Here is a 21,210-nt window from a genome sequence, read left to right as displayed (position 1 = left end):
AAACTTGGCCTGCCGTGCGTGAGTACGGAAGCAAAAACTAAGCATGACTTCAGATTCCTGGCGCAGCCTGCGCATCATCCCACTCGCTGTTGCCCTCATGAGTTCCTGTACCCATCAGGGGCCGGGAACCACCACGCACGGAACGGCCATGCTGGGTGCCAGTGAACTGCAGCCCACCCGATCCGTCGAACTCGCGCAAAAACGCGGCCTTGCGGATGTGCGCCGGGTGATTCCCGGCATCGACATTGATTTGCGCTACGCAACTTCCACGAACGTCACGGGCGAGCCCCTCTACCCCTCCCAGATGCCCTGCCTGCTACGGACTGAGACGGCGAAAAAACTGAAACGGGCGCAGGCGATCCTGCGCGCGCAGGGTTACGGCCTGCGCATCTGGGATGCGTACCGCCCGCCGGAGGCGCAGGAGGCCCTGCACAAGCACGGTGGCAGCACCGGCATGTTTCTTTCGCCGAATGCGGGGTGGAGTCGTCACTGCGGAGGAATCGCCGTCGATCTCACCCTGGTGGACGCACATGGCAACGAGCAGCGCATGCCCACTGGCTTTGACCAGGACTTTGCCAATGCGAGCCGAAACTATCGTGGCGCAGATCCGGTGGTGAGGCAAAACCTGGTGGTGCTCCAGACTGCCATGAAGCAGGCTGGCTTCACGCAGTTGGAATCCGAGTGGTGGCACTTCGATGACGCCGACTACCTCAACCATCCTCAGCCCATCGTCTATGGCTGGCAGATTGCCCTACCCGGGATGTCAGCGCCGTGAGCATTCGCAATAACGCCACTTTCACCGTCATCGACGAGGCGGAAGGCTACATCGTCGTCAACAAACCCGCGCCGCTGCTGATTCATCCGAGTGATCCGAAGGGGCCGCCCACGCTCTGGCATCGCGTGTGCGACCTGCTTTCGTATGAGATCGCCAACGGCGGACAGGTCTCCATCATCAACCGGCTTGACCGTGAAACGAGCGGCGTGGTGCTCATTGCCAAGAATCACGAACTGGCGCGTCTCTTCGGCATGGCGATGCAGGAGCGTAAGATTCACAAGACTTACACTGCCCTCGTGCATGGCTGGCCGGAGTGGGAGGAGCAGACGCTGGATGCGCCGATCCTGAATGCGCGCGACGTGCAGGCCTTTGACATCTGGGTGAAACAGATGGTGCATCCGCAGGGAGCCGAGTGCCGCACGGGGTTTCGTACGCTGAATCGATTTGAGCGTGAGGGTGAAAAGTTCGCGCTGATTGAGGCCAAGCCAAAAACCGGGCGCATGCATCAGATCCGCGTGCATCTGAATCACCTCGGGCTGCCCATCGTGGGGGACAAACTCTATGGTCGTGATGATCGCTGCTACCTGGAGTTCATCGAGACGGGATGGACGGAGTCGTTGGAGAAGAGGCTGATTTTGCCACGGCAGGCGCTCCATTCATCGCGGCTGGAGTTGAATCTGGAAGGCTTTCCGGCGGGGTGGGACGCGCCGGTGCCGGTGGAGTTTGGTTTGTAGTACGATGTGCACTCCTGCCCGTCGGTAAGCGGCACCGCTGACAGAAACCGTTCACTCATGAACTCGGCGACCAAGAGCATCGCTCCGCCGTAGCGATGTCGCTGGCTGGCATGTAAGCCGCATGTTGTGGCGGAGCGCTGATCGACGGGCAAGAGTGCCCATCGTACTTATGCCCAGCGGCGCACGCGGCTGTCGAGTTGGAAGACTTGGCCGCTGATGTTCTCCATGCTGTGCAGGAAGGTGATGAAGCGTGCGACGTCTTGCGCTGTGTTGAGGCGGCCGAGGGTGTGCTGGGTGAGCAGGGTTTCGCGCCATGCGGCATCTTCCAGCAGTTGGCGGGTCATCTTGGTTTCAAGGAAGCCGGGCAGCACGCAGTTGGCGCGGACATTGCGTATGCCGTATTCTTTGGCGATGCTTTGCGTGAGGCCGATCAAGCCTGCCTTGGAGGCGGCGTAATTCGCCTGGCCAGCGGGCCCGCTCAGCGCTGAGTAGGAGCCTATGTTGACGAGGTGGCCGTGGCGCTGTTTTGACATCAGCTTCAGCGCGGCCTGTGAGACGAGGAAGGTGCCTTTCAGATTCACATCGAGGACGTGATCGAATTGCTCTTCGGTCATTTTGGCGACGGAGATGTCCTGGCAGACGCCGGCGTTGTTGATGAGGAGATCGAGCTGCGGCAATGCGGTGAAGAAGGCGCGCACGGAATCGGGGTTTGTGACATCGAGGGTATCGCGTCCCGGAGTGAGGACGACGAAGCCAGCTTGCTGAAGCTCGGCGCGCATGGCCTGCGCCAAATCGCCTTGGCCGCCGGTGATGAGGGCGGTGGGGGGTGAATTTGCGGGCGGTGAGGACATGAGGGGCAATGGGTCAAGAATTGAACCGCAGGCAATACACCTGAATGCCAGATTTTAAGGGTGAAAATCCCTTCGCAGTGGTGCGCTCGCTCTGGGTGGCGCGGGGCTTCCCAGAACGAGCTGAAGCTCTGGACTACTTTCTCAACCCAGCGTGAATGCTGGCAGCTTCACGATCTTGCCGCCGGCGAGGGCTGACTGGTGGGCGCAGAGGCCTACGCAGGTCCAGTTGGCGGATTGGGCGGCGTTCGGGAAGGGCTGGCGCTTTTCGGCGAGGGCATTGGCAAACTCGTTGGCGAGATGCGGGTGGCTGCCGCCGTGGCCGCTGCCTTGGGTGAAGCTGAGATGTGTTTTCTTGCCGAGATCGTAGACGCCCTTGGTGGTGAAGCGCTGGATTGGCTTCGGCAAGCGTTTGGCGAAATCGGGGGTCTTGATCAGTTTCGGGATCTTGTGCTCGGGCAGTTTGGCGCGGTGCATGATGAGCGGCTCATGCTCGATGAGCGGCCATTCGATGGAGGCTTTGTCGCCATAAACGTCGATGCTTTCACGATACTGCCGGGCGGTGTCAAACAAGCTGCGAATGATGCGGGCGCTGACATCAGTGCCTTTGAATTTGATGTGAGCGGTCTCGACGGCGAAGGGCGAGCCGTAGCACTTTTGCAGTTCTTTGCGCACGGTGCCAGAGCCGAAGCAGCTCACGTATTCGGCAGGCTTGCCGATCATTCCTGCTACGGGACCGACGCAGTGCGTGGCGTACCACATCGGCGGCAGGCCGGGCCAGTAGTTCGGCCAGCCGTCCATGTCCTGCTGGTGGGAGGCCTGCACGAATTGCAGCTTGCCCAGCTTGCCCTGATCGAGCTGCTCCTTCATGAAGAGATACTCGCGGGCATAGACGACGGTCTCCATCATCATGTACTTGAGGCCGGTCTTCTTGACGAGGTCGCAGATCTTTTTGCAGTCTTCGATGCTGGTGGCCATCGGCACGGTGCAGGCGACATGCTTGCCCGCCTTGAGGGCTTCAATGCTCATCCAGCCGTGGTCGGGAATGGGTGAGTTGATGTGGACGGCGTCGATGTTCGGGTCCTTGAGCATCGTCTTGAAATCCGTGTAACGCACGTCCACGCCGAAGGCATCGCCGATGGTCTTGAGCTTCTTTTCATCGCGCTGGCAGATCGCGTAGCAGGTGGTCAGCGGATGGCGCTGCCAGATGGGGATGAATTCCGCCCCGAAACCGAGGCCAACGACGGCGATGTTGAGCTTTTTGTCTGACATGATGATTGGAAGGATGACGCGGCTCTTATAGGCGGGAACGGTGCGACATGGGAAGGACAAAGTTTGGGGGGAATCGGACGGGGAAGATGAAGTTTCAGGTTTCAGGTTTGAAGTTTCAAGTTAGTGAACCAGCAATCCATGCTGACTTCCGACTTCGACTACCACCTGCCGCCCGAACTCATCGCCAGTGAACCGCTGACGGAACGCTCAGCGTCGCGGATGATGGTGCTGCACCGGGATGCGGGGAGGATTGAGCACAGGATGTTTCGGGAGATCGGTGAGTTCATCTCTCGTGAAGCCGGGGACATGCTGGTGCTGAATGACACGCGCGTAGTTCCGGCCCGCTACTTCACGAATCAAGGCTACGAAGTGCTGCGCCTGGAACCGCAGACACCCACGCGCTGGCGCTGCATGGTGAAGCCGGGCAAGAAATTCCGCCTCGGTCATACCGTGTCGATTGGCGAAGCCACGGGGACTGTGGTGGATATCTTGGAGGACAATGGCGATCGCATCATCGAGTTCGACCGCGTCGTGGATGAATCGAAGCACGGGCATCTGGCGCTACCGCACTACATGGGCCGTGATGATCAGCCTGCGGACCGCGAGCGCTACCAGACGGTTTTTGCGCGCAGCGAAGGTTCTATTGCAGCGCCGACGGCGGGGCTGCATTTCACGCCGGAGGTGCTGAGTCCCCTGCCCCGCACGTTTGTGACGCTGCATGTTGGAGTCGGCACGTTTCAGCCGGTGAAGGTGGAGAACATCGCCGATCACAAGATGCACTCCGAGATGTATGAGGTCCCGGCGGCCACGGCACAGGCGGTGCAATCCGCCAAGCGTGTCATCCCAGTCGGCACCACGGCGCTGCGCACCTTGGAGACGGTGGCGCGCGATCACGGAAAAGTCATCCCCGCCCACGGCAGCACGGATATTTTCATCCACCCGGGCTTTGAGTTTAAAGTGGCGGGCGGACTGCTGACGAATTTCCACCTGCCTAAGTCCACGCTCATCATGCTGGTAAGCGCCTTTGCAGGCAAAGAGCTGGTGATGCAGGCGTACGAGGAAGCGATTCGCGAGCGGTATCGCTTTTTCAGCTATGGAGACTGCATGCTGATTGTGTGAATTAAGGGTGCCCACGTCACTTCTGAGCGAGGAGCCATGCCTTGGCGGCAGCGAAGTTATCAAAGATGGAATCCATGCTGTACCACTTGGCAAAAGTTTGATACTGACGGCTGACTCCAAACTGGACGGCATCACGCACGATGATGGCGGTTTTCCAATCCAACGCTCCCAGCCTAGGCGCCACGATGGTTTGGATGAGGTCGCTAAGCTCGGGTCCGTAAAACAGGATCTCAGCATCGCGCATGTCAACGAGTGTACGGCGAATCTGCATCACTGCGGGGTCCGCCAGATACACCTTCCAATGGGCGGCCAGATCGTCACCGGTGATTTGCCCCGACCACGTCTCGATGATGAACTCATCGTCCGGTTCAATGGAGTAGGTGATCAGCGGTTTCGACATGACCTTCTATCAAACTGCGCGTTCGCAGGCGCTGTTCAAGCCCCCGATTTCGCGATCTTCTCGCAGTTCTGCACATCGAGTTTGCCGGAGGCGAGGACGGGGATGTCGCTGACGCGGATCATCTTTTTCGGAATCCAGAGTGGTGGCATGCCTTTATCGAGGAGGCGGTAGCGGAGGTCGAGGATCTCCTGATGCTCGGGACCGCCGGGCATGCTGGTGAGGAGGATGAGGGCCTCACCTTTGTCGATATCGGGGACGCCGACGACGGCAATCTTGCGCACGGTTTCGTTTTCGAGGCCCATGGCTTTTACCAGGGCTTCTTCGACGGTTTCGTGCGGTACCATCTCACCGGCGATCTTGGAGAAGCGGCTGAGGCGGCCTTCGATGTAGAGGAAGCCGTCGAGATCGACGCGACCGATGTCCCCGGTGCGGAACCAGCCGTCCTTCAGCACCTCGGCGCTGCGCTTCGGATCGTTGAGATAGCCTTCAAAGACGTTAGCTCCCTTAAACCAGATCATGCCGCTCTGATGCAGCGAGAGGGGCGCGTCAGTCTCAGGATTGGTGATGCGGACCGCCATGCCCGGCACGACGTGACCGACGGAGCCCTGCCGATGGCTGGGCAGCCAGGCGTAGCCGCTGCTCTCGTCGCCGAGTGATTCTGGGTTGGGCAGGTTCAAGTTCGAAGCCGGGGAGGTTTCGGTGAGGCCGTAGCCTTCGAGCACGGTTTTGCCAAAACGGGTTTCAAACGCGTCCGCCACACTGCTGGGGAGTTTTTCCGCACCGGTGACACAGTACTTGATGGAGGCCAGCGACTCACGATTCACGCCGCGCAGGTAGCTGCGCAGGAAGGTCGGCGTGGAGATCATGAGCGTGATGCGATACTTCTCGATGAGCTGCGCGAGCTTCTTCACCTCCAGCGGTGATGGGTAGGTGACGAGGTGCAACCCGTAGATGATGGGAAACCACAGCGTGACAGTGCAACCGAAACTGTGGAAGAGCGGCAGACAGCCAAGAATGCTGTCGTTGCTCTGCATGCCGAGACGGCTGCCAAACTGCAGGACGTTGGCGACCAGATTACGATGTGTGAGCGCGACGCCTTTGGGCTCGCCGGAGCTTCCGCTGGTGAAGAGCAGCAGTGCTTCCTTGCGCCCGCCTTTTTTAGAGATGCCAAGCATCGCGGCCAAAATGGCGGCGGGAAGCACCTTGCTGAGCACCAGCCATTTGGCGATGGTAACCTTCATTTTTGGCAGAATGCGCTCGATGAGAATGAGCTGCTTGCTCGGCGGCCATGGGAAACTCTGCATCTTGCGCACAAAGATGTCAGCGGTGAGGAAGCGGTCGATTTCGCCACGGCGGATGGCGCTTTCAATGGCGGAGCGTCCGGCGGTGAAGTTGAGATTCACCGGAATTTTCCCGGCCATGACGACGGCCACATTGCAGATGAGACCACCCAAACCGGGCGGCAGGATGATGCCGACGCGTGCCTTTTTGGTCTCCCGCTTAATGACCTCTGACAGGGCCAGAGCGGTGGCAAAAACTTTGTCGAAGCGCAGGACCTTCTCGTCCTTGCCATCCACTACGCTGTTGCGAGTGCCATGCTTTTTAAAGCCCAGAATCAGGGCGTAGCCGAGACTGAGATCAAGTGCCGCACATTCGTTGATGCTCTGCTCTGAGAGCAGCAGCAGGCACTCCTGATAATTGGGGAGATTGGTCTCGGAACCTTGGAGCAATTTGCCGAAATTGAAGATCACCTCGGCATCGCTGTAGCGCCGCTCAATCGGCAGTGCGGTGTCCTGACGGCGGTGCACATGCAGCGGCAGCACCGGAATTTCGGCTTTGAGCAAAAATTCGAGCTTCGTGCCGGGCACGGTGGTCATGGGCGAGACCATCGTCGCAGCCTCGGCAGGCAGGTAGATGATGACGGCTCCGCTTTTAGCAGCATCCGCGATGGCGCTGCGGTAGGCTGAAATCTCCGTTTCACCCGGCGTGAACTCCATGGCATGAACGCTTTCGCGCTCCAGATGCGCCCGCAGCAATGGGTGCAGGGCCGCGCTCTTTTTCACCACATAGATCACCTCCCGGCCTTCTAGGAGGAGTTCCAGTCGCAAAAGATCAAAATAACCCAACTGGCTGGGCAGGATCATGTACCCCCCCCCTGAGGGAAGATTCTCTTTGCCGAGGATTGTGAGGTCTTTGAGGGTGACGGGCTTTTCAGAGGCCATGGTAAATGAGCAGAATGCAGATGTAGGGTAACTAAGCGGGGAGCAACGCGCATGCCAGCGGGAAAGCAGAGGGAAGTTGACAGTAGTTTACAGTTGTTGACGATGGTTGACGGTGGAAAGAAAGAGCCAAACCACTGTCAACGCTCGCGCAGCGGGCCTTCAGCCACCGTCAAACACTGTAAACTTCACCTTTCCGCCATGCCCCCTCCCCCGCGCTATCCCCGCCGTGATTCTCCCGCTCCGCCCCCTCCAGGGAGTGCCGACTGGTTGAGACCTTGGGCGCAGATGAAGTACTTTTCGTTTCACCCTGCAGTGTATCCGAACATGCTTCGCGCCGTGTCCCCGGACGCTGGCGCGGGAGATCTGGTGAACGTTTATGACAAAGAAGGGCAGCTTTTTGGCAGCGGCTTCTTCAATCCGAATGCCAAGGTACCGTTGCGGGTGCTCCAGCATGGCGAAGACGTGCTCACGGAAGAAGCCCTGGATGCCCGGGTGGATGCCGCGCTGGATCTGCGGCTGAAGACACTCAAGCTCAATGACACCACCGATGCCTGGCGTGTGATCTCTTCAGACGGGGATGGCCTCAGCGGCTTGACGGTCGATCGCTATGCCGATGTGCTTTCCATCGAAGTCACCACGCTGGGCGTCTGGCGCCGACTGAGCCGCTGGCTGCCGAAACTGCACGCCGCACTGGGCACCAAGCAGCACCTTATCGATGTCGATCCCGACATCGCCCGCATCGAAGGCATGCGCTATTCTGAGGTACCGGAAGCGGAAGCGGACGCCCCACGCGGAGTGCGCATCCGTGAGAATGGTGTGCGCTATCAGGTCGGATTCGAAGACGGGCACAAGACCGGCTTCTTCTGCGATCAGCGTGACAACCGCCTAAAATTCGGCCACCTGGCCCGTGGGCGGCGTGTGCTGGACCTGTGCAGCTACACGGGGGGCTTTGCGCTCAGCGCACGCATCCACGGCGGCTGCGAGGATGTCACGGCCGTCGATCTCGATGAAAAAGCCATCGCTCAGGCGAAAAAGAACGCAGACTTGAATCAGGTCCGCATCGACTGGGTGCATGCCGACACCTTCACCTGGGGCCGCCAGATGCAGCAAAACGGCGCGCTCTGGGAAGCCGTAGTGCTTGATCCGCCGAAACTCGTTTTCTCCCGCGACCCCGAGGAAGGCCAGCTCGGCCGCAACAAATACTACGACATGAACGCCGTGGCCCTTGGCCTGCTGAAGCGCGGCGGCCTGTTCGTCACCTGCTCCTGCTCCGGCCTGCTGGATGTCGCTGAGTTTGAGGAAATTGTCATGCGTGCTGCGCACCGCAACAAACGCCGCCTGCAGATCATCGACCGCACCGGAGCCGGTGCTGACCACCCGGTGATGTCAAACTGCCCTGAGAGCCGGTATTTGAAGGTGCTGTGGTGCATTGCTTGGTGACGAGGGAAGTCTGTCAGACAATGAGACAATCAGATGGGGAGCATGCCCGTCTGTCTGATTGTCTGCCCCCACCCCACCCTCGAATCCGTTACAGGTTTCCTTTGCTACCTTATTCTGACTGCTTACTCTTAGCGTCCCATGAATCCAGAGGTGCAAAACATTGTGGCCGCAGGTAAGCTCCCTGCTGCTGACGGCGAAAAACTTTCCAAACTTGAACCCGAAACTTTTTGTCTCCACAAAAGCTGGGGCGTCGGCAAAATCGCCGAATGGGACCTGCTGGGTGACCGCCTGCTGATCGATTTCGAAGGCAAGCCCGCGCATCCGCTGAAGCTCACCTTTGCTATCAGTTCGTTGGAAATCATTTCACCTGATCATATTCTCGCCCGTCGTCTGGGAGATCTCGACTCGCTCAAGGAAATGGCGACGAAGGATGCCCCGGCGCTGGTGGAGCTCGCCCTGAAGAGCAGCGGCAATACGCTGCACTTGGACGATCTCGAAAAACTGCTCAAAGGCCGCATCGTTTCCGACGCCGACTACAAAAAGTGGTGGGAAGGCGCCAAGCGTGCGCTCAAAACGCACCGCCACGTCGTCGTCCCTGCCAAGCGCTCTGAAAAGCTGGTGCTGCGTGATCAGGCGGAAAACGCTGGCACCCAGATGGTGAAGTCCTTCCTCGCTGCCCGCGACTTGAAGACCAAGCTCGCCACCCTGGCCAGCATCCAGAAGGACATTGACCTCTTCGGCGAGCCGAAGACCGAGTTGATCCCCGTCTTCCAAGACATCTCCGACTCCGCCCGCAAAAGCGTGAAGCTCAACCTCAAGGAGTGCCTGCAACTCCTGCTCGCCCGGGACGAACTTCTCGAAAGCCTCAGCGCCGCTGCGCCGATGGGCTCCATGAAAATTTCCGATCTGATCACCGAGACGAAGGAAGTGCTCGCGGATTCGATCAAGGGCCTTTCCGCCAGCTTGCTGGGCCGCATCTACCGTGCGTTCCCGGAAGCCTTCCCGAATCGCGGCTGGGTTCCTGAAATCCTGCACCATCTTACCAAAACGGGTGGCCGCGCCGTCGCTGAAATCGCCACGGTGCTGGATGCCAACGACGAACTCGATGTGCTGGCTGAAGCTTTGAAGAAATCCCTGCGCAACCGCATGCTCTCCGCTGATCTGCTGATCTGGATGGCCCGCGAGCGCAAAGGCCTGGCGGAATCCGTTTTCGACATCGATCTCGGTCATGCCATCCTCGGCGTCATTGAAAGTGACCACATGGAAGGTGGCCCTAAACGCACCGGCCGTCTCCAAGACCTGCTCTCGGATGACAAGACCCTGCTGGGCGAAATGGTGGCCGAAGCCGAAGACGAAGATGTGCGCCTGCTGGCCAAGCGCCTGATCAATGGCTCCCTTTTTGATGAACTGACCCGCCGTTCCCTCATGGCCCGCATCATCAAGGTGCGCCCTGAAATGGAAGCCATGATGGACGAAAACGCCGGCTCCCACAAAGATGACTCCCTCATCGTCTCCTGGGAAAGCTTGGAGAAGAAGAAGCTGGAACTGGAAGACCTCGTCAACGTCAAGATCCCGGACAACAAAAAGGAGATCCAGATCGCTCGTGATGAAGGTGACTTGCGCGAAAACGGTGGTTACAAGGCCGCCCGCGATCAGCAGTCCGTCCTCCTGCGCATGCAGGGCAAACTCGAACGCGAACTGCGCAATGCCCGTGGCACTGACTTCGCGAACGTGCCCACGGATAAAGTCGGCATCGGCACGGCAGTGGCCGTCGAGGACATTCCTTCAGGAGAAAAGGAAACCTTCACGATTTTGGGAGCTTGGGATGGTGACCTGGACAAGAACATCATCAGCTACCTCTCTGAATCCGCCAAAGCTTTGATCGGCAAGGGAGTCGGTGAGGAACTGGAACTGCCCACCGACAATCTGAACGTCACCCGCAAGGTGAAAATCACCGCGATTCAAGCTTTCAAACCGTAACCAACGGCCTCTCGATAAAAATCTCCGCTGTCGGCGGAGATTTTTTTGCCTGCTGATTCAGCGTGAATCTTTCCAGTTCTACTGCACGTTTATATTTAGAATCCCCCCAACCATGGGATTACCCACACCATGTGCAATCAGCACATGCTTTCATGCACGCCTCAAACCCATGCCTAGCCTTCGAGAAAACATTTTCATTGCTCGCAAAGTGAGCTTTCCATTGCTGGCTGTAATCGTTTTTGGCGTGTTGCTCCCTGCTGGCGCTGATGCCCAAATTAACCGTGCTGAAAATCTCAGCCTCATCCTCAGCGGCTCAGGGCTCGCTCAGCCCCAGCCAACTGCAGTCACGGAATCCAACTCGTCCGTTTTCGACACCAATCCTGGGCCTTGGGGGCAGATGAAGTGTGCCTATGTTTATTTGGAGGCCCCCGCCAGCCTGATTGAAGAGTTCCCGCTACCCAGTCCGATTTCACGCTGGACCTTCCCTGCGTCTTCACTTTTCAGTTTGCCCGCTTTTTTTGCCAAAGCAGGTCTGTCAGAGTCTTTGGTCACAACCATCCTCGACCCAAAACATCTGGTCAAAGAAGGTGCGTTTGTGCATTTGCTCCCGCCCTTGGCTGAGTTGGAAGGCATTACTCCGGAGACGCGGGCGGTGATTTACTCAGAACTGGCGAAGTACCCTGAGAATGAATATCAAGCTGATCCGGTTCTCATCATTGGTACCACGGTTGAAGAATGGTACAAGGGCAGCAAGCTGCGGCCTGAAATTATCAGTAAAATCAAACAGCTCAGCTACACACGCGGTGAAGCCATTGCTTTCAGCGACATTCCAGTCTTGTTGAATTATGCTCAGTCGGATTCCGAAGCCCGGACCATCTTCAAGGCCTGCACCCGGACGCGCACGCTGATGATCCGTCTCATGCTGGACAAAAACTCCAACGCCGACGAAGTCATCAAATACTGGAGTTTTGGCACAGGCATCCGCCGCAAGGACTTGGAACCCTTGGTTCGTTCGGTCATTGAACTCGACGGTGTCGATGATCTTGGCATTTCGCACATTCTGCCCGCTCTCGCGCGCAAGCTGCTCTACACCTATCCTGGCCTCGACATGGCAAAGCACGGCGTCATGCCGGACTGCCACTGGACTTCGCTCAATTTTTTCAACTACGAGCCACATGAGTATCTGCTGGATGCCCGACTGGCGACCAGTCAAGTGCTGGAACAGTTCACCCCTGTGGAGCCCCCTTACCAGTTCGCCGACATCCTCTTCTTTCTCGACAACACCACCGGCGACGCCTTTCACTCTTGCGTGCACCTGGCGGACAACATTGTCTATACCAAGAACGGACGAAACATCCTGTCCCCCTGGGTGATCATGAGGTTGGAAGATGTCAGAAAAATCTACCTCTACAAGGGCGACGGGCGGGTGCAGGGATTTCGCCGCAAGGACATCGCCGCTGAGAAAAAAGCAGCGGAAGATTCGCCCTAGGCTGTTGGTTTTGACAGGCTGGTGCAATGAGGCAAGGCTGGCAGGCGTTTACACCCACCACCATGTCCTCCCGCCGCCACTTTCTCCATACCGTCCTCGGCACCAGTGCCGCCGCAGCCTTCGCCGCTGATTCAAAGCTCACCTACAAAGGGGAGAACATCCAGTTCGGACTCGTCACCTACATGTGGGCGGCAGACTGGGATCTGCCCACGCTGATCAAAAACTGCGAGACGGCCAAGGTCCGCGGAGTTGAACTGCGAATCGACCACGCTCACAAGGTCAGCACTGATCTCACCCCCGAGGAACGAGCAGCAGTGCGGAAGCAGTTTGAAGACTCCTCGGTGGCCCTCCTGGGCATGGGCACCAATTTTGAATTTCACTCTCCCAAGGAAGACGAACTGAAGAAGAACATTGATGGAGCCAAGAAGTACATCAAGCTCGCTCATGATCTCGGCGCCAGCGGCGTCAAAGTGAAGCCCAACGCACTGCCCAAGGATGTGCCTGTGGAGAAAACCCTCGCACAGATCGGCAAGTCGCTGGCGGAGTTGGGGGACTATGCGCTCGGTTTTGGCCAGGAAATCCGGCTCGAAGTCCATGGCAAGGAAACCTGTGAACTGCCGCACATCAAAACCATCATGGACGCAGCCGACCGTGACAACGTACGCGTCTGCTGGAACTCCAATGACGCCGATCTCACCGGCGCAGGTCTCGCGGCCAACTTTGCCCTCGTCAAAGACCGCCTGGGGCACACGTCCCACTTTCGCGGGGTCAATCAGAGCGACTACCCGCTCGACCAACTGGTCAAACTGCTAGTGGAAGCCGACTATGAAGGCCATGTGCTCCTGGAAGCGCACAAGCTGCCTGCGGGAGACCGCGTCGCCGCACTTGCCGAGCAACGGGAGCTGTTCATGAACCTCGTGACCGAGGCGCGCAAGGCAATCAAAGACTGAGCGGAGTCGTCAAGCGGGGGCAAGGCTTGACTATTGACCCGTTTGACAAGGATTGAACCTTCACCTCCCCATTTCACCTCAGCTTTAACCTGCTGCAGATCGTATCGCTGTCGGCGTCATCGGCACATGCCCTTGACTCCCCCTCCCCTCTCTGCCATTTCAAAGGGTTACAATCGACCTTGAGTCGCCGAGCCGCTTGGCTCGGTGCCCTCATTCGTCATTCAGATTTCGTCATTCGTCCTTTTCCTCTCATGGCCACCCCCGCCCCTGCACACGGTTACACTGAAGACTCCATCAAATCCCTCGACTGGCGCGAGCACATCCGCCTGCGCCCGGGGATGTACATTGGCAAGCTGGGAGACGGCGCCCTGCCTGAGGATGGTATCTACGTGCTGCTCAAGGAGGTGCTGGACAACTGCATCGACGAGCACGTCATGGGCTACGGGAATTCCATCGAGATCAACATCGCCGATGATCAAACCGTCAACGTGCGCGACTTCGGTCGTGGCATCCCGCTGGGCAAACTTCTGGAGTGCGCCGCGCAGATCAACACCGGAGCGAAATACGACAGCGAAGTCTTCAAGCGCTCCGTCGGTCTGAACGGTGTCGGCATCAAGGCGGTGAACGCCCTGTCCGAGTTCTTCGAGATCCAGGCCATCCGCGAAAATCAGACGCGCTCCATCGAGTTCAGCCAGGGCATCGTCGTTTATGACATGGGCAAGCCCACGCCCTGCACCGAGCCGAACGGCACCCGCATCGCCTTCCGTGCCGATGCCGAGAGCTTCGCGGAAGACACCCATTACCGCATCGACTTTGTGCGCGAGATGCTGCGCTTCTACGCCTGGCTCAATCCTGGCCTTACGATGCTGCTGCGCACTTCGTCCGGCGAAGAGAAGTTCAAGTCCAAGGACGGCCTGATGGACCTCATCCGCGCCAAGCTCTCTGAAGAACCGCAGTACCCCATCATCCACCTTGTCGGCAAGGACGTGGAAGTCGCCTTCACGCACGGCAGCGGCTACGGCGAAGAGTACTACAGCTTCGTCAACGGCCAGCACACCACGCAGGGCGGCACACACCTCGCTGCCTTCCGCGAGGCCATCGTACAGGAGTGCCGCGAGTTTTACAAAAAGCAGTTCGATCCCGCCGACGTGCGCGGCAGCCTCATCGCCGCCGTCAGCGTCAAGGTGCAGGAGCCCATCTTCGAGTCGCAGACCAAGACAAAGCTCGGCTCCACGCACATGGAGCCGGCCGGGCGCAATCTGCGCGGGCACATCACTAGTGTCATCACCGCGCAGCTCGACAACTTTCTGCACAAGCACGCGGACATCGCCAAGTCGTTGCAGGACAAGATCAACTCCAACGAGAAGGAGCGCAAAGAAATCAGCGGCATCCAGAAGGCCGCCCGTGAAAACGCCCGTAAGGCCAAGGTCCACAACAAGAAGCTGCGCGACTGCCGTGTGCACTTCGACACCAAGGACAAGCGCCGCGAGGACAGCACCCTCTTCATCACCGAAGGTGACAGCGCCTCAGGCAGCATCACCAAGAGCCGCGATGTGGAAACGCAGGCCGTCTTCAGCCTGCGCGGCAAGCCGCTCAACTGCTTCGGCCTCAGCCGCAAGATCGTGTATGAAAACGAGGAGTTTTATCTCCTCGCCAACGCCTTGCAGATTGAAGAGGACCTCGAAGAACTTCGATTCAACCGCGTCGTGCTCGCCACCGATGCCGATGTGGACGGCATGCACATCCGCCTGCTGATGATCACATACTTCCTGCAGTTCTTCCCCGAGCTCGTGCGCAAAGGCCACCTGTACATTTTGCAGACGCCGCTCTTCCGCGTGCGCAACAAGAAGGAGACCTACTACTGTTATAGCGACGAAGAGCGCCAGCGCGCAATCCACCGCTGCGGCAAGACCGCCGAGATCACCCGCTTCAAAGGCCTCGGTGAAATCAGCCCGGATGAGTTCAAGCATTTCATCGGACCGAACATCCGTCTGGAGCCCGTCAAAATCCGTGAGCACGAAGTGGATGCCGAAGGCAAGGCCATCCCCTCCGAGCACCGCAGCGTGAAGGAGATGCTCTCGTTTTACATGGGCAAGAACACCCCCGAGCGCCAGACCTACATCGTGGAAAATCTGCGGGTGGAAGAAGAGCTGGAGTTCAAGGACACGGCGAAGCCTGAGGCGCTGGCGGTGGCGGCGTGAGAGTAGCGATCCTACTGAACCAACCAAACTCGCGTAGCGCATTTTTCCCAGTTCTATGTTCACCGTCAGGCGCTGAAGCCGGGAAACGAGCTCACAGACCTCGGTGCCGTGTTGTGGAACTTAGGTTGCCTTTTTTTGGAACCGCCCGGAGCATTATCGGGAGTTGCAGGCTCACTAGCGCCTGACATTTTCCAACCCATGGTGAAATACTGCCTTGATGCCTATGCTCTTGTAGAACCCGACGAGGCCATTGCCCATGTGCATGATCGCATCTTTCAGCACTTGAGTTCTCACTCAAAAATGTGCCGGGGAAGAATCATTCCCGTAGCTCCTAAAATCAAAGGGGGGGACAGCCTCGCGATCTGCGATCCCGCTAAATTCCTCCCCTCTGGCATGAAAGGTTACTTCAGCTATGTGTACAGGCCTGATGCCGGAGCACCGCACGGTGGCGACTCCGCATTCCTTAAGTTCAAAGCAGACAGCGAGTTTTACAAAGATATCATCGAGGATTTTATCCCTGCTTTAATCAGAGGCATGAATCCCTACATGCTTACGATGGGTGATCAAAGGTTTGAGGATCCAGTGATCAGCAGTGAAGGAATGATCAAAGTGGGCGGCCCACGTGCCTCTGGGTGCGAACTTTATCCTATCTTTTTCATGGCCGACTGGGTGCTCCTTAAAAAATACAAAATCACACCCGAAGCAGCCGTGGCTGCCTTGGCCCCTGTTGTCACAAGTGCTTCACTGCTGGAAGGCGGACTTTACGTGGTGGGTTCGGCTGATGTTCTGCCATACGAAGAAGCGAAGGAGCTGGTCCATAAGATCGAGGCGCAACTTAAGGCGGCCAAGCCTGGACTGTTCAGTTGGTGCCGCAGATTATTGCAGGGTAAAAAGTAGAAAACAGGCTGGAAGCATCCCGCACCCTTTTCCAGAAGGGATCAGGATGATCCCGCTCCCGCCGGAGGTGTGTGACACGCCGAAGTAGCACGGGCAATCCTGCCCGTGTAGAGCACGTCGTTAGCGGGCAGGATTGCCCGCACTACTCAAAGAAAAAAACCCGCCAGACCTTGCGGCCTGACGGGTGATGGAATCAAACAATCAGCGCAGCCCTTACTTCTGCTTCACCTTGAAGCTGCGGAACACCACGGGATCGCTATGCCCGGCGAAGCCGATGAAGCCCTTCGTGTGGTCCAGTCCCTTTGGCGGATGGGCGATCTGGCTGCGGTCGAGTTTGTCGATGTCCACGTCGAGGATCTTGGTGCCGTTGAGGATGACTTTGATTTTCTGGCCATCGATCTGGATCTCTTCGACGTTCCACTCGCCCACGGGGCGGAGGTAGCCGTGTTTGGCAGCTGCGGTGTGATAGAGGGAACCGTGGTACTGATAGGGCTCAAGGCCTTTCTTGCCGGCAGCAGCTTGCTTGGCGTTGTAGCCGTCGCTGTCGATGACCTGAAGCTCAAGACCGTCGGAGGCGGAGTGACCACCCAGCGGGGTGCGCAGGGCGATGCCGTTGTTGCCAGCGGGGGGGAGCTTGAACTCGACGCGGATGGTGCCGTTTTCAAATTCGTCCTTGGTCAGCAGATCGCCGCCTTTGCCGGGCTTGCAGGTGATGGCACCGTCCACGACTTCGTAGCTGTCCACCGCACCCTGCCAGTCGCTGAGGTCCTTGCCGTTGACGTATTCCTTGAAGCCGTCTTCGGCCCAGTTGCCTTCGAGTTCCTTGTTGGCTTCTTCAGCAGGGATCTCGCGGATGTACACATTCTTCCAGCGGATTTCGCTGCCGTGGGTTTGGAGCTGGATCGGGCCTTTGGCAAAAGCCGGATCTGGGAACCAGCCGTTGGGCATTTTCTCAGCAGGTGCATCCTTGGCCTTGGCGTCCTTTTTGCCATAGGCGAGGTAGCCGGCTTTGCGGTTGGCAAAGAAATTTTCCAGCACCTCGTTCTTCACGACGACTTCACCGTTGAAGGTCACTGTCACGCGCTCGCCGATCATGCGGATGAGGAAGGTGTTCCATTCGCCCAGGGGCTTGTCCATGAGCTTCAGGGGATTCTTACCCTCTGGATTCTTATTGTTCCAAAGACCACCGGAACCGAAGGGCTTGCCCAGCGCCACGGCTTTTTCGTCCTTCTCCGTGAAGTCCCAGATCTGCACCTGGGGAATGCCGCGCAGGTAGATGCCGCTGTCGCCAAGGGGGAGCATCTTGTAATCGACCATCAGCTCGAAGTCGCCGTAGTCCTTGTCGGTGGTGAGGTACAAACCTTTGCCGTCATTGACAAGTTCACCGTTTTGAACACTCCAATGCGCATTGACGTTGTCGCCCTTCTCATTGCCTTTGGCATCCACGAGGCCGCCATCGAGGGACTTCTTCTTATAAACGGCCTGTTCTTCCGGCGTCATTTTGGCCAAGTCGGTCGGGTCCTGGGTGCCCCAGCCGTACCAGCCGGAGAGGTCCTTGCCATTGAAGAGTGGCGTAAAGCCTTCGGGCGGGGTGTTGTCCGCAGCGCTGCAGAGCGTGGCCGCTGCGAGGATGAGAGTCAGTGTCAGTGTTTGTTTCATGAGAATATTAGGCACAGGAGTCGCACCCCATGGAAGGCATCTTTCATTCAGCCTAAGGAAGGTCACTTTCTGCTCGACATTGGTCACAAAAATCGGGACCGTTCTCCCGCCATGAAACCTTTTATCTGTGCTTTCCTCCTCTGCTGCGGCCAGTTCTCTCTGCATGCCCAAGCCCCTGCGACTGACGAGGCCAAGGCAGGTGTTCAGGCACTGATGCAGCGGCTTTTTGCTCAAGACACGACCGAGGAAGATCTGCAGAGCCTCGCCAAAGAGGCCAACAAGATAGGGGTGCCGCGCCAGCAGATCATCGAAGCCAAGCTCGTCTGGGGCCTGCGGCATCAAAGCACGCCATTCCTCCTCAAAATCCTGCCAGAAGTGGAAATCCTCGCCAACAGTTTTGATCCGGCCAGCGCCGCCGCACTGCCCAATGTCGCAGCGGTGAAAGCCTTCATTGCCTACATCAAAGCGTTGAAGGCAGGTGAGGCGCAGGATGCCGCTGGTTTTAAACAAAACATCCTCGAAGCCATCTGGCTCAATCCACAACAGGCCCAGGTCTTCATCCAGGCCATCGAGAAGTTTCATCTCGAAGCGAAGATGGCAGCACTCGTCATTGATTTGAAAATTCCGCTGACCACCTCAATGGGAGAGGCCACCACGCTGAGCGACCAGCTCGGCAGCGGGAAGGCTCTGCTGCTGGACTTCTGGGCCTCCTGGTGCGGCCCCTGCATGGCCCTCATGCCTGCGCTCAAAGAGAAGGCCAAGATGCTCCCTTCGCACGGCATCGTCGTTGCCGCGATGAACAAGGACGACGGCAGCGCCGAGGCCACGGCAGAGGCCACGGCCGAACGCATCCGCCAGGAGCAGAATGCCACCCTGCCATGGCTCGTGGAGCCAGCGGAACGCCCGTACACCAAGGCGCTCGAAATCGCCACCATTCCACGCATGGTCCTGCTCTCGCCTGAAGGCAAGGTGCTCTTCAATGGGCACCCGGAAGACCCGGCATTGTGGGTCGCGCTGAAGAAGGTGGATCCGACGATTGAAGCGCCGGGACATTGAGGAGATTGGGCGGAGGTCAAGAAGCAGTCAACAGGGTCAAGGCTCGACACCTGAGCGTTCCTTGACCATTCCTTGACCTCTTGACAGCCCTCTCCCCAAATTCTCTGTCCAAATCCCCGCCCCCGCAGCCTTAAGGTACTACTAGCGCCATGTCCTCCCCCGACCGCACCCAGGAATTTCTCGAACTGCTCACGCGGCATGATCGCGCGCTGGGCGTGTACGTTTACAGCCTGGTCCCGGCACCGCATGACGCGGATGACATCCTGCAGCAGACGAAGATGATCCTATGGCGCTGCTTTGATCAGTTTGAAAGCGGCACCAACTTCCTGGCTTGGGCGCGCAAGACAGCCTTTCATCAGGTGCTCACGCATCGCCGCCAGAAAAAGCGCGAGGCCGCGCCCCTCAGCGACGAGATGCTGGAACTCCTGCACGATGAAGTCTCCAAGCTCAGCGACAGCGGCGACCGCCGAGGCGATGCCCTGCGTGCCTGTGTGGCCAAGCTGCCCGCCGCACACCGTCAGCTGGTGACCCTGCGCTACTACGAAGACCTGGAGATCGATGGCGTGGCCGAGCGCATCCTCAGCACCGTGGGCGCGGTGTATCGCGCCCTGAGCCGCATCCGCATGAACCTCATGACCTGCGTGGAAAAAGAACTGCAACTGGAAGGAGCCGAATCATGAAACCAGCGGATCAATTTCGACTGCTCGAACTCTCCGAACGCTACGCCGATGAAAAACTTAGCGCCGCAGAAGTGGCCGCGCTGGAGGCCGAACTCAAGGCCTCCGCCGACGCCCGCGCCTTCTTTGCCAAGGCCCTGCATCAACGTGCCGAGCTGAGCTTTGACGACTGCTGGCACACCCAGGCCGCCTCAGCAGCCCCTGCCGCCGCCTCCAAGCCCGTCTGGTGGCGTCATGCCCTCACCGCAGCGGCAGCCGCCTGCGTGACCTTTGGCCTCGTCTGGCTGCAAAGCACCCGCGACGGCACCGTGGCCACCCTCATCCGTGCGCAGCAGTGCCAGTGGGCCGGCAGCAGCCTGCCCACGGTGGAAGGCGCACGCCTGAAGCCCGGCATGCTGGATCTCATCGAAGGCCTCGCCGTACTGCGCTTTGACAGCGGCGCGGAACTCGTGCTCGAAGCCCCCGCCACCGTGGAAGTCATCGACGGCATGAACTGCAAGCTCCGCCGTGGCACCCTCGTCGCCGAAGTCCCGCCCCAGGCGAAAGGATTCAGCATCGACACCAAGGACGCCAAAGTCATCGACTGGGGCACCAAGTTCGGGCTCAGCGCCGGTGAAGATGGCAAGTACATGGTGCAGGTGCTCGAAGGCCTCGTGGAGGTGGACGATAAATCCGGCGCCTCCACCAAGATGCTCGAAAAAGGCCAGCGCGTGGACCACGGCTGGTCCCGCAGCCAGATGCACCCGCCCGGCGGCGACGACGCAGAACCCAGCCTCTGGCAGCCCTCCATCGTGCTGGACACCGGCGACGGCTGGCAGGCCGTCACCACCGCCTTTGGCCGTGGCAAGGACAGCTACATCCAGTCCTCCGAAAAGAAGCCAAACGACTTCGGCACGCACCCCTTTTTCCGCGTCAAGCGCAGCCGGGACATCAAACCCGACCTCAACCGCAAAGGCTACATTGCCTTTGACCTGAGCAAGTTCAGCGGCCGCCCCATCGAAGACGCCGAACTCGTCCTCACCATCGAGCCCAGCGAGCTCGGCTTTGCCAGCTTCGTCCCGGACAGCACCTTCGCCGTGTATGGCGTGCTCGATGAAGTCGAAGACGCGTGGGAGGAAACCGGCCTGAGCTGGCAGCACGCCCCCGCGCATGATCCTGAGCAGGCCGAGCGCCACCTCCCCGCCGCCAGCAAGGTGAAGCTGCTCGGCAAGTTCGAGATCGCCCAGGGCATCAACCGCGGCACCCGCAAGCTGCGCGGCAAAGACCTCGCCGATTTCCTCAATGCCGACACCAATCAGATCGCCACGCTCATGATCTGCCGCGAGACCAACGAGACCCAAGACAGCGGCCTCGTGCACGCCTTTGCCACCAAGGAGAACGGCACCCGCTCCGCCCCGATGCTGCGCGTGAAGCTGCGCTAAATAACATCGATCGTTAAAAAGACGTCTGTACAGCTCTCATAGAGGTGGCTTCGGACGAGTGACGCCGATT

General features: G+C 58.7%; 17 protein-coding genes. 12 read left to right on the top strand and 5 right to left on the bottom strand.

Annotation, left to right across the window (positions count from 1 at the left end; translation table 11 throughout):
- Nucleotides 1-43: 43 nt before the first annotated feature.
- Nucleotides 44-775, top strand: a complete 732-nt coding sequence (locus tag PSV43_RS24205; protein WP_300203770.1) for a M15 family metallopeptidase — start codon at nt 44-46, stop codon at nt 773-775.
- Complete coding sequence (locus PSV43_RS24200) at nt 772-1,509, top strand: RNA pseudouridine synthase (RefSeq protein ID WP_300203768.1); 738 nt, start codon at nt 772-774, stop codon at nt 1,507-1,509. Before PSV43_RS24205 ends, PSV43_RS24200 begins: the two co-directional genes overlap by 4 nt.
- 167 nt (nt 1,510-1,676) lie before the next feature.
- On the opposite strand, the gene PSV43_RS24195 is transcribed toward PSV43_RS24200, so the two are convergent.
- Both PSV43_RS24195 and PSV43_RS24190 read right to left on the bottom strand, forming a co-directional pair.
- Nucleotides 1,677-2,360 (bottom strand): SDR family oxidoreductase, encoded by a 684-nt coding sequence (locus tag PSV43_RS24195; RefSeq protein WP_300203766.1) that lies wholly within the window; start codon nt 2,358-2,360, stop codon nt 1,677-1,679.
- A gap of 141 nt (nt 2,361-2,501) precedes the next feature.
- Nucleotides 2,502-3,629: a Gfo/Idh/MocA family oxidoreductase gene (locus tag PSV43_RS24190; RefSeq protein WP_300203764.1), complete on the bottom strand. Its 1,128-nt coding sequence runs from the start codon at nt 3,627-3,629 to the stop codon at nt 2,502-2,504.
- 138 nt (nt 3,630-3,767) lie between these two features.
- Between PSV43_RS24190 and queA the strand changes: the two genes are divergently transcribed.
- On the top strand, nt 3,768-4,748 hold the full coding sequence (queA, locus tag PSV43_RS24185; RefSeq protein ID WP_300203762.1) for a tRNA preQ1(34) S-adenosylmethionine ribosyltransferase-isomerase QueA: 981 nt from the start codon (nt 3,768-3,770) through the stop codon (nt 4,746-4,748).
- A 16-nt stretch (nt 4,749-4,764) separates the two neighbouring features.
- Here queA and PSV43_RS24180 read toward each other — a convergent pair whose 3' ends face one another.
- A complete protein-coding gene (locus PSV43_RS24180) occupies nt 4,765-5,148 on the bottom strand; it encodes a hypothetical protein (protein WP_300203760.1) in 384 nt (127 codons plus the stop codon).
- A 35-nt stretch (nt 5,149-5,183) separates the two neighbouring features.
- A complete protein-coding gene (locus PSV43_RS24175; protein ID WP_300203758.1) occupies nt 5,184-7,370 on the bottom strand; it encodes an AMP-binding protein in 2,187 nt (728 codons plus the stop codon).
- Between the two features lie 198 nt (nt 7,371-7,568).
- On the opposite strand from PSV43_RS24175, the gene PSV43_RS24170 reads away from it, so the two are divergent.
- From PSV43_RS24170 to PSV43_RS24145, 6 genes are all read left to right on the top strand, one after another.
- Nucleotides 7,569-8,810, top strand: coding sequence for a class I SAM-dependent rRNA methyltransferase (locus PSV43_RS24170; protein ID WP_300203756.1), 1,242 nt, complete (start codon nt 7,569-7,571; stop codon nt 8,808-8,810).
- 138 nt (nt 8,811-8,948) lie between these two features.
- Entirely contained in the window at nt 8,949-10,790 is a 1,842-nt protein-coding gene (locus PSV43_RS24165; RefSeq protein ID WP_300203754.1) for a GreA/GreB family elongation factor, read from the top strand.
- A 169-nt stretch (nt 10,791-10,959) separates the two neighbouring features.
- On the top strand, nt 10,960-12,279 hold the full coding sequence (locus tag PSV43_RS24160) for a hypothetical protein (protein ID WP_300203752.1): 1,320 nt from the start codon (nt 10,960-10,962) through the stop codon (nt 12,277-12,279).
- A 62-nt stretch (nt 12,280-12,341) separates the two neighbouring features.
- Nucleotides 12,342-13,229: a sugar phosphate isomerase/epimerase family protein gene (locus PSV43_RS24155; protein WP_300203750.1), complete on the top strand. Its 888-nt coding sequence runs from the start codon at nt 12,342-12,344 to the stop codon at nt 13,227-13,229.
- 251 nt (nt 13,230-13,480) lie between these two features.
- Nucleotides 13,481-15,430, top strand: coding sequence for a DNA topoisomerase IV subunit B (locus tag PSV43_RS24150; RefSeq protein WP_300203748.1), 1,950 nt, complete (start codon nt 13,481-13,483; stop codon nt 15,428-15,430).
- Nucleotides 15,431-15,628: 198 nt separating this feature from the next.
- Nucleotides 15,629-16,327: a hypothetical protein gene (locus PSV43_RS24145; protein WP_300203746.1), complete on the top strand. Its 699-nt coding sequence runs from the start codon at nt 15,629-15,631 to the stop codon at nt 16,325-16,327.
- A 213-nt stretch (nt 16,328-16,540) separates the two neighbouring features.
- On the opposite strand, the gene PSV43_RS24140 is transcribed toward PSV43_RS24145, so the two are convergent.
- Entirely contained in the window at nt 16,541-17,986 is a 1,446-nt protein-coding gene (locus tag PSV43_RS24140) for a DUF1080 domain-containing protein (protein WP_300203744.1), read from the bottom strand.
- A 111-nt stretch (nt 17,987-18,097) separates the two neighbouring features.
- Between PSV43_RS24140 and PSV43_RS24135 the strand changes: the two genes are divergently transcribed.
- From PSV43_RS24135 to PSV43_RS24125, 3 genes are all read left to right on the top strand, one after another.
- Nucleotides 18,098-19,042 carry a TlpA disulfide reductase family protein gene (locus PSV43_RS24135; RefSeq protein WP_300203742.1) on the top strand — a complete coding sequence of 315 codons (945 nt, stop codon included), beginning with the start codon at nt 18,098-18,100 and terminating at the stop codon, nt 19,040-19,042.
- A 149-nt stretch (nt 19,043-19,191) separates the two neighbouring features.
- Complete coding sequence (locus PSV43_RS24130) at nt 19,192-19,722, top strand: sigma-70 family RNA polymerase sigma factor (protein ID WP_300203739.1); 531 nt, start codon at nt 19,192-19,194, stop codon at nt 19,720-19,722.
- Nucleotides 19,719-21,140, top strand: a complete 1,422-nt coding sequence (locus PSV43_RS24125; RefSeq protein ID WP_300203737.1) for a FecR domain-containing protein — start codon at nt 19,719-19,721, stop codon at nt 21,138-21,140. The genes PSV43_RS24130 and PSV43_RS24125 overlap by 4 nt, the downstream gene beginning before the upstream one ends.
- Nucleotides 21,141-21,210 lie beyond the last annotated feature (70 nt).

This window comes from Prosthecobacter sp. (genome assembly GCF_029946185.1).
GTDB lineage: Bacteria > Verrucomicrobiota > Verrucomicrobiia > Verrucomicrobiales > Verrucomicrobiaceae > Prosthecobacter.
The sequence above is the reverse complement of the archived record's forward strand: the minus strand, read 5'-3'. Positions and strand labels throughout refer to the sequence as shown.

Coding starts and splice junctions, on each gene's coding strand:
- PSV43_RS24155 (WP_300203750.1), top strand. CDS start 12,342: ATGTCCTCCCGCCGCCACTTTCTCCATACCGTCCTCGGCACCAGTGCC.
- PSV43_RS24130 (WP_300203739.1), top strand. CDS start 19,192: ATGTCCTCCCCCGACCGCACCCAGGAATTTCTCGAACTGCTCACGCGG.
- PSV43_RS24205 (WP_300203770.1), top strand. CDS start 44: ATGACTTCAGATTCCTGGCGCAGCCTGCGCATCATCCCACTCGCTGTT.
- PSV43_RS24165 (WP_300203754.1), top strand. CDS start 8,949: ATGAATCCAGAGGTGCAAAACATTGTGGCCGCAGGTAAGCTCCCTGCT.
- PSV43_RS24145 (WP_300203746.1), top strand. CDS start 15,629: ATGGTGAAATACTGCCTTGATGCCTATGCTCTTGTAGAACCCGACGAG.
- PSV43_RS24190 (WP_300203764.1), bottom strand. CDS start 3,629: ATGTCAGACAAAAAGCTCAACATCGCCGTCGTTGGCCTCGGTTTCGGG.
- PSV43_RS24140 (WP_300203744.1), bottom strand. CDS start 17,986: ATGAAACAAACACTGACACTGACTCTCATCCTCGCAGCGGCCACGCTC.
- queA (WP_300203762.1), top strand. CDS start 3,768: ATGCTGACTTCCGACTTCGACTACCACCTGCCGCCCGAACTCATCGCC.
- PSV43_RS24160 (WP_300203752.1), top strand. CDS start 10,960: ATGCCTAGCCTTCGAGAAAACATTTTCATTGCTCGCAAAGTGAGCTTT.
- PSV43_RS24175 (WP_300203758.1), bottom strand. CDS start 7,370: ATGGCCTCTGAAAAGCCCGTCACCCTCAAAGACCTCACAATCCTCGGC.
- PSV43_RS24170 (WP_300203756.1), top strand. CDS start 7,569: ATGCCCCCTCCCCCGCGCTATCCCCGCCGTGATTCTCCCGCTCCGCCC.
- PSV43_RS24180 (WP_300203760.1), bottom strand. CDS start 5,148: ATGTCGAAACCGCTGATCACCTACTCCATTGAACCGGACGATGAGTTC.
- PSV43_RS24195 (WP_300203766.1), bottom strand. CDS start 2,360: ATGTCCTCACCGCCCGCAAATTCACCCCCCACCGCCCTCATCACCGGC.
- PSV43_RS24135 (WP_300203742.1), top strand. CDS start 18,098: ATGAAACCTTTTATCTGTGCTTTCCTCCTCTGCTGCGGCCAGTTCTCT.
- PSV43_RS24125 (WP_300203737.1), top strand. CDS start 19,719: ATGAAACCAGCGGATCAATTTCGACTGCTCGAACTCTCCGAACGCTAC.
- PSV43_RS24150 (WP_300203748.1), top strand. CDS start 13,481: ATGGCCACCCCCGCCCCTGCACACGGTTACACTGAAGACTCCATCAAA.